Below are 13,595 nucleotides of genomic sequence, written 5' to 3'. Positions count from 1 at the left end.
CCACAAAGAATGAATCATGGTGGGGCACAGGCACAACGTGTGATGATCCAGATCAACTCTACGCCGGTATCCCGCACACCACAACAGACATCATGAGACACACAACCTACAGCAACACCCACACAGACACAGAGATCTGCTACCGCGTCAATGTCCCCAGCACACAGATCGCAGGAGAATACGAAGGATCAGTAACGTATACGGCTGCGGGCAGACCATAATAAAATCAAAGATCAAAAATATAAAATCAAAAGTTTTACATCTCAAGACTGACCAGCCTTGGGCGGAAAAAGTATACAAGTCACAGATTTATCTGAGATTGTCACAGTCGTTTTACTTCTTCGTAATAAAAAAAATGATTGCGGTGGATGTGTGTGGAGCGAAAATATCGGGAGTGGATGACCTGTGGATAACTCACCCTTTACAAAAAAATGGAATTCTGTGGTATAATGAAAAGCGTTAAAGAGTAATTTGCTCTGGTCGTAAGCAAAAACAAAAATTAGTTTAACGTTAAGTTAATGTAAAGTTTATATTGGGTTAATGTTGAATGAAAAATTAATTAAGTAAGTAAAAAAATAATAAATAAAAAAAATATGCAAATGAAAAAAATTGTTGCAGCAACAAGCGCAATCGCGTTGTCGCTGTCGATGACGTCTGTTGCTTTTGCGGCAACTGATTCCGGAAATATCCAACTTGAAGTTGAAGTGCTTGATACATTGTCAATGGATTGTTATGACGTTGATGGTGGTCTTGGTGATACAATGGTGACCCTTGGTGATTCGACAACAGGTGCCGGTAATGTGGTTGCAGGTGTGCCATCAGTAGGCAAATCACGTTGTAATGTAACGACAAATGATGATCAGGGATATTATCTAAGTATTATGCGTTCGACAGAAGATGTGACATGGGCTGGCGCAAACGGTTCCGGTCAATATGCAACTGCTACGAATGTATTGATCCATGAGGATCCAAATCTCGATGGAACATGGTATGAAATTCCAGATACTTTGACGGCTTTTGATGAGGCGACTCCTTCTACGACAAACACGTGGACAGACGGCACAACAAAAGGCTTTGGGTTCTCTGTTGTTGCTTTTCCAGATTCATCAGTTGCTAACAATGCATTAGCTGATAACTGGACAACAACGGGAGATTTATGTGTTGATGGCACTGGTCCAGCTACTGATGTTGCTGAATATGCCGGTGTACCAGCAGCAAACGAAGCAATCGCTGCAGTTCCAGAATATTCTGCGACTGCTACGACAACAGATGTGTGTTACAAAGTAGATGTTTTGCCTACGCAACAGTCTGGCGACTATGCTGGACAGGTGACGTTTACCGCGACATCTGATGCATCTGCGTATCTTCTATAATATCTATTGATGCGTGTAATTCTCTCCGACCCCGATATGATCGGGGTCGGGGGGAAGATGGACGCCTCAATACAATAATAATCAGTTAAACATAACGACAGAAATCCTATGAGAAAACGAATCTTTGAAAAGATAATGGTGGAGAAATACTCCATTTTTTTGTTGGGAGTGGTATTTGTGAGCATAATGTGTACACAGACAGTGCTGGCGCAAGATGCGGGGATGAAGGATGAGGATGTTAGTAATGCTTCACCCGAGGGTGGCATCCAGATCTCACCGACCAAATTTGTATGGACATTAGGGGGGGGTGAAACAAAGACGGAGCGCGTGATCGTAAAGAGCTATGCTGATAAGGAATTGACCGTAAAAATGGAAGTTGAGGATTTTTTTGTGAAAAATGATGGATCCACGCCACAGCTTTTTGTTCCAGACGCAAATCATCCAAGAAAGGCCTATGACGTGATTGATTGGATCACGCCACCGGAAAGTTTCACGATCGAACCGGGGGGTGTAAGGAGCGTTGAATTTACAGTGCGTGTGCCGGATGACCAACCGACCAATGGGTATTATGGCACGCTCCTCTTTCGCACCGGTGGCGGTAGTGAGGGAGATGGATCACAAATTGGTTTGAGTTATCGAATCGGCGCTCTCATCATCATGGCAGTACAGGGTGATGAACCCATGATCTTTAAGGGTGATCTCTTGGACTTCTATCCGGAGAAAAAATTCTTCTGGGATACACCGACTGTGCTCTATACCAAGGTGGACAACACAGGGAACATTCATTATCCGATGTTTGGTGATATTGAGGTAAAGCGTTGGGGTAAAACATTCCACAAGATCGAGATGAGGCCACGTCTCCTCTATCCCAACACCGACCCTGTGCAGTGGCGCGAGATCATGCCGACCGGCATCTGGGATTTTGGTTATTATACGGCGCATCTCTCTATGCATTCTGAAGATGGATCCATTCAATTGGCAAAGAGTACGTCATTCTTTGTCATCCCATGGAAGGGACTCGCGATCATCGCCGGTGTACTTGTAGGACTCATAATACTCAAAAAACTTTTTGGCACATTCTTCCACGTAGAACGAAAGAAAAAACGCAAATAGATGATTTAGACAGGTAGATAAGTAGACGTGTGGACTTGTAGACAATAAACGCCCTGTACCATTTGGTACAGGGCACTGCCCTGTATTAGTACGGTACAGGGCTGTGTTTTTTGATCGTGCAGATAGGTAATTTTTCAATACGTTTTGTCACAAATTTTCCTGAGATTGTTTCGTCGTACCTCCTCGCAATGACATGGTGCTTTGTATCAGTGTGGAAAGGAGTGCTATGTTCTGTGCTATTCGGCAACAGGGCGATGCCCTGTACCGAATGGTACAGGGGGATTGACATGGCTTTTTTGTATGAGTATAATTGCACCATATGAATAGAGCGCAACGAAATAATAACGAGAATAATAACCGTCTGTGGCGGCATGTTTTCTAGTTATTGAAGTTCAATACGTTGCAAAGAGGAAACAGGTCGCCGATAATTCAGGCGATTTTTTGTTGTTTAAAAAATGAATAGATGTACAAGGAGATATCATGAAAGAAACAAATGATGATCATGAGCCGGAGAAAGAAGGAGAGGCTATGCACGTTATCACAGTAGAAGATTGGCGAGTTATCGATCACTCAACATTTTTTGCCAAATGGCAGGAGGATGCTCGTCGCTTTTTTCTTGAAGAAAGACCAGTGTTACCAATTTACAGAGATGAAGGTCTTTTCCATTGAAAAAAGATGCACAACGCCCGATGTTTTATAAAACATCGGGCTTTTTATAATTAAAATCATCAGATATATCAAATTTTTTTAAGTGGATAAAATACGCTCGATTAATTACAAAAAAGATTCTTGACACTTCTTTTTTTATGTGCAAAAAGTGTGGTACAATGGTCTTATTGCAAAAAAATAAAAAATTCCTCATGTTTCTCACAAAAACACACAAAAAAACTGCAAAAAGAACTTTTGTATCGGCAGGAAGCATCTTTGCTTTCTCTCTCTCTTTCTTTTACTTTTTACTTCTTACCATGTTAAATGGAGCTCAATTTAACATGGTAAACTTTCCAATTGCTCTTGCTGCACCAGACCAAGAACTCACCTATCACGGCAAACTCACAGATACTCTCGGACTTGCTGTATCAAATGGTGATTATGACTTCACTCTCACAATTTACGATCAAGCAACGGGAGGCACATGTCTGTGGACTGCCCGTGGAACATGTGGAACACCCGCATCCAAATCTCTCACAGTGACAAATGGCATCTTTATCACAACTCTCGGAGAATCAGGAGATAACCCACTCGATATTTCCTTTGATGCAAACTATTACTTGGAAGTACAGATCGGCACAAACTCTCCCATGTCTCCCAGAAGAAAGATCACACCCACAGGCTTTGCACTGAATGCTCACAGACTCAATGGACTCACGGCAGAAAATTATATCGATACAAGCGCAACAGCACAGACGAAGGAGGGGGATCTCACATTAAATGGTGATCTTGCAGTGGATGGCATCCTCTATGACAGTAGTGGCGATGCAGGGAATAACGGACAAATCCTTTCAACGACAGCGTCAGGGACGAATTGGATTGATGCACCGAGCGGTGGCGGATCGTCAACATTTCTCGGACTTACGGATACGCCGAGCAGTTACACGGCAAATCAATTTGTACGCGTCAATGCGGCAGGTACAGCACTTGAATTTGTATCACCGCCAACTGATACACTCGCAAATCTTTCATGTGCATCCAATCAAGTGCCACAGTGGAATGGCAGTGCGTGGGTGTGTGCGACGATAAGTGGCGTGGGTGGTACGGTATATTTAAGCTATGGGACAGCAGCACTTCCATCACTAACGTTCACATCAGATCCAAATACAGGCATATTTCATAGTGGTTCGGTCAATGATAATTTTTCTCTTACAGCGGCTGGGATAAGTCAAATGACAATTGGCGCGGGTGGCGTGACAATTCCCACGCTCACGGCAACAACGGCAAATATCACGACAAATAATACGACAACCACAACACTTGGTGCGGGATCAGTTTCAGCGCCTGCACTTGCATTTACCGGGTACAGCGCAGACACAGGATTATATTCTGTTGGTACAGATAGCATGGGTTTTGCAGCAGCAGGTATAAATCAAATGACGGTCAATACTTCTGGCGTGACAATTCCCACGCTCACGGCAACAACGGCAAATATCACGACAAATAATACGACAACCACAACACTTGGTGCGGGATCAGTCTCAGCGCCTGCACTTGCATTTACCGGGTACAGCGCAGACACAGGATTATATTCTGTTGGTACAGATAGCATGGGTTTTGCAGCAGCAGGTATAAATCAAATGACGGTCAATACTTCTGGCGTGACAATTCCCACGCTCACGGCAACAACTGCGACGATTACAACAAACAATTCTACGACTGCGGTTATGGGCAACGGAACAGTGGCTCTCCCATCTATGACATTCACAGGAGACACAGACACGGGTTTATATCACTCTATCGTGAATACGATCGGTTTCTCAGCAGCCGGCACGAACCAAATGACCGTCAATACATCTGGTGTCACGATTCCTACATTATCTGTGACGACAAATCTCAGTTTGACCAACCCATTTGCCAATACGCAAGGGTCGGTGACGGCACCATCTTATACCTTTAATGGATTTGCAGGAACCGGTATGTATTTGCCAGTGGCAAATGCAATCGGTTTCTCAGCAAATGGTGTCAATCAAATGACCGTTAACACATCCGGCGTCACGATCCCCACGCTATCTGTAACATCAAGTCTCAATTTAACTAATCCCCTTGTCAATACACAGGGATCAGTAGCAGCGCCCTCATACACATTCACGGGCTACACGGGGACGGGACTTTACTTGGCAGGCGCTAATGCTCTCGGTTTCTCAGCAGCCGGCACAAATCGAATGACTGTCAATGCGTCTGGTGTAACAATTCCCACACTTACGGCAACTACAGCAAATATTACAACTGCAAACAGTACTACAAATGTTGCAGGACAAGGAAATGTATCTGCACCATCATATACATTTACCAGTTATCTGGGAACCGGTATGTATCTTCCAGCAGCTAATGCGATTGGTTTTTCAGCAGCCGGCACCAACCAAATGACAGTCAATACATCTGGCGTCTCCATTCCTGCTCTATCTGTAACAACAAGTCTCAGTTTAACTAATCCACTTGTGATGATGCAGGGTTCAGCAGCGGTACCATCATATACATTTAGCGCATACACAGGGACAGGACTTTATTTGGCAGGTGCTAATGCAATTGGTTTCTCAGCAGCAGGCACAAATCAAATGACTGTCAACATCTCAGGCGTCACGATTCCTACTCTTACAGCGACAACAGCAAACATTACAACACTCAATCCCACGATCGTGTATGGCGCACTGGGTTCTGCCGCCGCTCCAACATATACATTTAACAATGACGGATCAAATACCGGTATCTATCGCTCATGGGTCGATCAGATCGGCTTTTCCGCAGATGGCACAAATCAAATGACTGTTGGCACATCAGGTGTGGGAATTACAACACTCACAGCAACAACCGCAAACGTCACAAATCTCAATCCCACGATCGTGTACGGTGCTTTGGGCTCTGCTTCGGCACCAACATACACGTTTAACAATGACGGATCAAATACTGGCATCTATCGCTCATGGGTTGATCAGATGGGGTTTGTCGCGGATGGTGTGAGTCAAATGACGATCGGGACGACAGGAGTGACGATCCCTACGCTAACAGCAACCACAGCAACGATCACAAATTTCGCACCGTCAAGCGTAAAAACAGGCAACGGTAGTGCAGCGGCTCCTGCCTACACATTTAGCGGAGATACGGCAACTGGTATGTATTACACACCTGTAAACAATCTCGGTTTTGCGGCAGCTGGTGTGAACCAAATGACTGTCAACACGTCCGGTGTCACGATCCCTACGCTTAATGCAACTACAGCAAATGTTACTAATCTTAACCCAACGATTATATACGGTTCACTAGGATCTGTGTCAGCACCAACGTACACGTTCAACAATGACGGCAGTAACACAGGTATTTATCGATCATTTGTTGATACGATCGGATTCTCTGCGGACGGTACAAACCAGATGACAGTTGGTCCAAGTGGAGTCGGCATCACAACACTTAATGCTACCACGGCAAACATCACAACACTCAATCCCACGATCGTGTATGGCGCACTGGGTTCTGCCGCCGCTCCAACATACACGTTTAACAATGACGGATCAAATACCGGTATCTATCGCTCATGGGTCGATCAGATGGGATTTGTTGCGGATGGTGTGAGTCAAATGACAATTGGTACGACAGGAGTGACAGTATACAACACGCTTTATCCTGGAACAGACGCCACGTACAATCTCGGATCCGGTTCATACAGATGGAATACGGTCTATGCGGCAAATGGCACGATCAATACATCTGACATCACGCTAAAAGAAAATATCAATGATCTCTCATACGGACTCGATGAAGTACTTGCAATTACCCCTATCAGTTTCAATTGGAAAGATTCTGCGCTTGGTACACAGAAAAAGATCGGTTTTTCTGCACAAGAATTGCAAAACATTATCCCGGAAGTTGTAAAAAAAGCGGATAATGGAACACTTGGCGTCTACTATTCAGATCTCATCCCGGTTGCATTCAATGCGATCAAAGAACAAAATGCACTAATCAAAACCAACACCAATGATCTCACTACAAAGGCCACGGCGACATCACTTAGCGAGTTGCAACAGATCACTAATGCACAATATGGTGAAGTAAAAAGTGATTTTGACGATCTGCAGGGAGATGTTGAAGCAAATACGACAGACATCGCTATCATCAAAACAAATATGGATGCAATGCAAACTGGTCTGGATATCCTCACACTTATCGGCGCAACGGATTATGTAACGATCGAAAAACTTCTCACGATCGATCCCGACAAGATCATTTTTGCCAACAAAGAAGGAGATGTGACGATCGCCGGCGTATTGACAACGGACAAAATCATCACAAAAGAACTTACAACACAGAGGATCATCGTGGATGATAATGTGACAGAAAAAAATGATGACACAAAAGCAAATGCCGCGTCCGTGGGGACAGCAACGATTGCTTCCGGAGAGAAAGAAGTCGTGGTGGAAACAACTGCACTTTCAAAGGATAGTCGCGTCTTTGTGACGGCAAACTCAAAAATGGAAGGTAATACATACTACGTAGAAAAAAATTACGACAAAGGTCGATTTACAATTACGATCGATCACATAAGTGATGATGGGGATGTAAAGTTTGATTGGTTTATTGTAGGAACGGAAGATGCCAATTAAAGCAATCGCAGAATCACAAAAACCACACTACAGGTAGTGGTGTATTTTTGTGATATAATGAATGGGAGGAGAACACCTGTTAATTTTGTAGTACATATATCTATGAAATGTCCATTTTGCAAGAAGCCGCAACAGACGAGAGTAGTGGATTCTCGCACGATCACAGAAGGGCGCGCAGTGCGTCGTCGTCGCGAATGCCTGAAATGCAATGAACGATTTACGACATATGAAGAGATTGAAATCTTGCGACTTACGGTGATCAAGCGCGACGGCTCTCGTGAAGAATATAGTCGTGAAAAGATCGAAAAAGGACTTCGCAAAGCATTGGAAAAAAGACCTGTGACGGAAGAGCGCATCCAAAAACTCATCGCAGAGATCGAATATGCGATCCAATCAAAAGAAAAGAGGGAAATGAAAAGTCGTGTGATCGGCAAGATCATCATGGATAAATTGCGCGATGTGGATGATGTGGCGTTCATCCGGTTTGCGAGTGTGTACAAGGCGATCGGCAGCGCAGATAGTTTTCGCCGTGTTATCCAAGATGTAATGAAAGGGTGAATAACATTAATTTCCAATTTACATTTTCCAATTTTCAATCAACAAATCAATTTCACAATTTTTACACATTGAATAATTAAAGCATTGAAAATTCATTGTAAATTGAAAATTGATCATTGAAAATCAATACATACTATATTTAATGTTACTGTCTTAATGTGATGTCCGTGTGACTAAGTAACCATCTCCTACAAACTAATCCATATGCGTATCAATATAAAGGTGATTCCGCGTGCAAAATCCAACAGCGTGACGTGTGATGATGGCGTATATATTGTGCGCACGACAGCTGTGCCGGTGGATGGAAAGGCAAATGATGTCGTGCAAAAGATGCTCGCAAAGCATTTTGATGTGGCAAAAAGTTGTGTGCAGATCGTACGCGGTGCACAGTCACGTACAAAAATCGTGGAAATAGTTGGTAAATGAGACCGCAGGACATACCAGTTTATTATTCTTACAGGAGCATGTTTGCAACATGCTCTTTTCTTTTTTATATCCAACCCATACGTGATTTGGTGATGTTTTCGAGAATTTGTTTATGAATTTTTCTGATAAAAATAAATTTTCCCGTATACAAGGTTCAATATTCTCGGAAATGAATGATTGCACAGTTTTTATTTCAAAATGTTAGATGAACTCAAGATAAACTCATATTTGCAGAAAAATATGATTGTGATATTCTAGCATATTCATTTTTAATATGTGCATGCACATGTTTACGATACTCCCACATATTTCACGTGTTGTTTTTGCCGGATCGATCGGTTTTGTGTGTGGGATCATTTGGCGATCTTTTTATGATCTGCCAAATGATATTTTATTTTTTGTGGTCGCGCTCATTGGCATTGGCTGCACGGATGTTTTTTATAAAAAACCAAAGGGATGGTTTGTGGTCATTTTTTTGTTGGGTGTGTGTGGTGGTGTGTTTGTTATGCAAGAGCGCATGGCAGCCATAGAGAAGTATCGTGATGCAGAAGGACAAATGATCACTGGTGAGGCGCGTGTCAGTGATGATCTGGTGCAAAAGCAATGGTATACGGAAGTTCGTGCGCAATTTGAACATGGGGATATAAAAGTTTTGATCAAAGATGCAAAATATCCGCAAATATCACAGGGAGATATTCTCTTGTTGTCATGCATAGCATCTGTACCGGAAAATATTGATGAATTTGATTATCACATGTATCTTGCCATGCATGGCGTGTATTATATTTGCAGTGAATATTCTTATGATGTTGTAGGTAGGAGAGAAACGATAGGGACGCATTTTGCCACATTTCGGCATGTGATGGAGCAAATCATTGATCAATCGATCCCATCACCGCAGGCGGGGCTGGCGAATGGGTTACTTTTTGGGGGAGATGATCGGTTGTCAGACACGATTCAAAAACAATTTGCACGCACCGGTTTGACACATGTTGTGGCGGTATCGGGATATAATGTATCGGTCATTATTGGCGCAATAATGGGGATGGTGATTTTTTGTGGCGCAAGACGCAAAATGGCGGTTGTTCTTGCTATTGTCGGTGTGGTCGGATTTGTTTTTTTGATCGGATTTCCATCGTCCGGTGTGCGTGCGGCAATCATGGGAATTATGGTGCTTGTTGCAGCGACATTTGGCAGAATATCACAGGCATATAATGCGGTATTTTTTGTCGCGGCACTGATGCTTTTGTGCAATCCGCTTCTATTGCGGTATGATGTAGGATTTCAGCTGTCGTTTTTGGCAACATTGGGCATTATTTTTACCTACCCGTTTTTTGAGAGTTTTTTTGTTGCACGCAAGAGCTCATTTGGCATTTTTGAAATTGCGGCGCTTACGATCAGTGCACAAGTGTTTGTTGTGCCAATCATTATGTATCACTTTCATACGGTGGCAACGCTTTCTCTTATTGCAAATATTCTCGTGCTTCCGATCATTCCTTTTACGATGTTGGCGGTTTTTTTGTTGATCGTCTTTTCATATATTTTCCCTCCTGTGGCCATGTTTTGCGGCTGGGTGGCATATTTTCTTTTATCTTATGAGATCATGATCGTGCGTTACTGTGCGAGCATTTCATGGAGTGCGATTGATGTGCCACATGTGTATGTATGGTGGGTCGGGGTATATTATGGCATTTTGGCATGTATATTATTTTATTTTCATAAAAAATATGAAGCAAAAAAGAATGGTCATATATAGTAGTTTGGGTTGTGGTGCGGTGGCGATCGTTATATGTGTAGTAGCTCTCTACTACATGATGCAGCTGAAATACACACAGGTTGTCTTTCTCAATGTGGGACAAGGTGATGCAACTCTTATTGCACAAGGCACACACCAGATTTTGATTGATGGTGGCGCAGATGGTGTTGTGTTGCAAGAGGAGCTCGGTAGACATATGCCGTTTTGGGATCGCACGATCGATATCGTTGTTGCGACGCATCCAGATAGTGATCACATTGATGGATTGGTCAGCATATTCAAAAATTACACTGTACATCAGTTTTGGCACACGGAAGCCGGCAAGGACACCTCACAGTATGTGGCACTGATGCATATGGCACATCGTGAAGAGGGTATGGAAGATGTTCTTGTACGCAATGGGGTTGAGACGCATCTGGCTGATTATGCAAATGTAAAAGTCGTGTATCCTTTCACAGCGCAAAATGATGCATATAGCAAGGATGTCAATGATGAGAGCATTGCGATGATCGTGACGATTGGTGGTGAAAAATTCTATCTCGGTGGCGATTTGCCAACCGAATACGAAGATATACTCCCCATTGATACAGAAGTCACAGTACTCAAAGCAAGTCATCATGGATCACAAAAATCAACGAGTGAACTTTTCTTAAATAAACTGCATCCGCGTGATGTGGTAATCTCTGTGGGAAAGGATAATCGTTATGGGCATCCACACAAGGACGTCATTGATCGTTTCATGTCTAGCAATGCAAATATTTATCGTACGGATGAAAACGGCACGATCGAATATCGATGCGACGATCATGCATGTCAATTATTTTTGCAAAAACAATAAAGTAGTATCTTCGTATTCATTCATGAACAGTTATTTTAGACGTATTGGTTGCCAGCTAAGTATGCGTATGATAGAATAAATTTTAGTAAATGATAAATATTTTTAAAAAATTTATGGCAAATCCAGCAATAAAAGAACGATCACTGGTAATTCTCAAACCGGACGCAATTCAGAGATCTTTGATGGGAGAGATCATTAAGAGAATTGAAAGAACAGGACTCAAATTTGTTGCGATGAAATTTGTGGTGTTGGACGAGGAAACATTGTGGAAGCATTATAATAAAGACGATGTGTGGTTTGAGAAAAAGGGTGGCAATATCGTTCGTGAAATGGAAGAGCGAGGCATTGCTGTAGAAAAGCCGGCTATCGAATATGGAAAAGACATTTTGCGACATCTGATCAGCTTTATGACATCAGGACCGGTTTTGGCGATGATCGTTGAGGGAAATGGGGCAACGGGTGTCGTGGCAAAACTTGTGGGTGGTACTGAGCCGTTGACTGCCGATATCGGGACGATCCGTGCAGATTTTACGATCGATTCATACGCGTTGGCGGGACTTGATGGGAGAGCTGTCCGTAATTTAGTGCATTGCTCGGAGAGTCCTTCTGAGGCTGAGAGAGAGATTGCTCTATGGTTCACGGAGGATGAGGTTATTAACTATCGTTTGGTGCAGGATGCGATCCTGTACGATGTGAATTTGGACGGTATTTTGGAGTAATTGTGTTCTGCTCAGTCGTGATTTTTGCGGAAAAAGTCAAAACATTTGACAAGAAAAATGATTGATGATACAGTGTCTATACTGTTTTGAGATGATGAGTCAAGAAATGGGATGAACGCACTTGCATAGATAATATTTCTTATCTATAATATGTGTTAGTTTTTTTATGTTTATAAAAAATTTATAATTTATTAATTAAGTAAGATGCACATATGCGTGGCTAATCGTATATGATGCACAAAATATAAAAGCTATGGCTGAAGTATTTGATCGAAGCAAACCACATGTGAATGTGGGAACGATTGGTCACGTTGATCATGGTAAGACAACAACTACTGCTGCTCTTTTGCATGTGCTTTCGATGAAAGGTTTTGCAAAGGAAAGAGGTGTAGATGAAATTGATAAGGCGCCGGAAGAGCGTGAGCGTGGCATCTCGATTGCGACTGCGCACTGTGAATATGAGTCAGATAAGCGACATTATGCTCATGTGGATTGTCCGGGACATGCTGATTATATCAAAAACATGATTACCGGTGCTGCACAGATGGACGGTGCGATTTTGGTGGTAAGTGCGACAGATGGACCGATGCCACAGACGCGTGAACACATCTTGCTTGCACGTCAAGTTGGTGTACCGGAGATCGTTGTGTTTATCAATAAGGTTGACATGGTGGATGATGCAGAACTTATTGAGCTTGTTGAGGCAGAGGTACGTGAACTTTTGACGAAGTATGAGTTTGACGGAGACAATGCCGCTGTGATTCGCGGCAGTGCGACCAAAGCACTTGAATCAAAAAGCTTGGATGATGAGGCTGCAAAACCAATGCTTGATCTCGTTGCTGCACTTGATGAAAAGATCCCACAACCGGAGCGTGATATGGATAAGGACTTCCTTATGCCGATCGAGGACATCTTCTCGATTGAAGGTCGCGGTACTGTAGTAACAGGTCGCATCGAACGCGGACAGATCAATGTAGGCGCTGAAGTTGAAATCGTGGGACTTCGTCCGACGCAAAAGACCGTTGTGACAGGTATCGAAATGTTTAACAAATCACTTGATCATGGTGAGGCAGGAGACAATGCAGGTGTATTGTTGCGTAGCACCAAGAAAGAAGATGTTGAGCGCGGACAGGTATTGGCAAAGGTTGGCAGTATCAAGCCTCATACGGAGTTTGAATGTGAAGTATATATTTTGACAAAAGAAGAGGGTGGACGCCATACGCCGTTTTTCAAGGGATACAAACCACAGTTCTATATCCGCACAACGGATGTGACTGGTGAGGTGATCCTTCCGGAAGGCACGGAAATGGTAATGCCTGGAGATACTGTTACATTGGCTGTAAATCTTGGTGCGGAGGTTGCAATGGAAGATGGAATGCGATTTGCAATCCGCGAAGGTGGACGAACAGTTGGTGCTGGTGTTGTAACAAAGATCATCAAATAAGTTGATGAAAAAAGTGGATCGTTGCACAAGGTAGAACGTGCAACGCTCCCTTTTCTCATGAA

At 43.1% G+C, this 13,595-nt stretch carries 11 protein-coding genes; all 11 read left to right on the top strand.

Annotated elements, in window-relative coordinates; genetic code table 11:
- Positions 1-221: hypothetical protein (locus WC819_05965; GenBank protein ID MFA5986862.1), on the top strand; the 221-nt coding region annotated here is incomplete at its 5' end.
- Positions 222-593: 372 nt separating this feature from the next.
- Positions 594-1,373, top strand: coding sequence for a hypothetical protein (locus WC819_05960; protein MFA5986861.1), 780 nt, complete (start codon positions 594-596; stop codon positions 1,371-1,373).
- 108 nt (positions 1,374-1,481) lie between these two features.
- Positions 1,482-2,486, top strand: a complete 1,005-nt coding sequence (locus tag WC819_05955; protein ID MFA5986860.1) for a hypothetical protein — start codon at positions 1,482-1,484, stop codon at positions 2,484-2,486.
- A gap of 480 nt (positions 2,487-2,966) precedes the next feature.
- Positions 2,967-3,155 (top strand): hypothetical protein, encoded by a 189-nt coding sequence (locus WC819_05950; protein MFA5986859.1) that lies wholly within the window; start codon positions 2,967-2,969, stop codon positions 3,153-3,155.
- Between the two features lie 191 nt (positions 3,156-3,346).
- Positions 3,347-7,792 (top strand): tail fiber domain-containing protein, encoded by a 4,446-nt coding sequence (locus tag WC819_05945; GenBank protein MFA5986858.1) that lies wholly within the window; start codon positions 3,347-3,349, stop codon positions 7,790-7,792.
- 102 nt (positions 7,793-7,894) lie between these two features.
- Positions 7,895-8,350 carry a transcriptional regulator NrdR gene (gene nrdR, locus WC819_05940; protein ID MFA5986857.1) on the top strand — a complete coding sequence of 152 codons (456 nt, stop codon included), beginning with the start codon at positions 7,895-7,897 and terminating at the stop codon, positions 8,348-8,350.
- Positions 8,351-8,554: 204 nt separating this feature from the next.
- Positions 8,555-8,776, top strand: coding sequence for a DUF167 domain-containing protein (locus tag WC819_05935; protein MFA5986856.1), 222 nt, complete (start codon positions 8,555-8,557; stop codon positions 8,774-8,776).
- 286 nt (positions 8,777-9,062) lie between these two features.
- Entirely contained in the window at positions 9,063-10,532 is a 1,470-nt protein-coding gene (locus WC819_05930; GenBank protein MFA5986855.1) for a ComEC/Rec2 family competence protein, read from the top strand.
- Positions 10,504-11,370: an MBL fold metallo-hydrolase gene (locus WC819_05925; GenBank protein ID MFA5986854.1), complete on the top strand. Its 867-nt coding sequence runs from the start codon at positions 10,504-10,506 to the stop codon at positions 11,368-11,370. Before WC819_05930 ends, WC819_05925 begins: the two co-directional genes overlap by 29 nt.
- Before the next feature lie 113 nt (positions 11,371-11,483).
- Positions 11,484-12,089 (top strand): nucleoside-diphosphate kinase, encoded by a 606-nt coding sequence (locus WC819_05920; GenBank protein MFA5986853.1) that lies wholly within the window; start codon positions 11,484-11,486, stop codon positions 12,087-12,089.
- A 253-nt stretch (positions 12,090-12,342) separates the two neighbouring features.
- On the top strand, positions 12,343-13,533 hold the full coding sequence (gene tuf / locus WC819_05915) for an elongation factor Tu (GenBank protein ID MFA5986852.1): 1,191 nt from the start codon (positions 12,343-12,345) through the stop codon (positions 13,531-13,533).
- Positions 13,534-13,595 lie beyond the last annotated feature (62 nt).

The sequence above is a fragment of the Parcubacteria group bacterium genome, from assembly GCA_041660065.1.
Taxonomy (GTDB): domain Bacteria; phylum Patescibacteriota; class Minisyncoccia; order Moranbacterales.
This window is presented reverse-complemented; position numbering and strand designations above follow the sequence as displayed.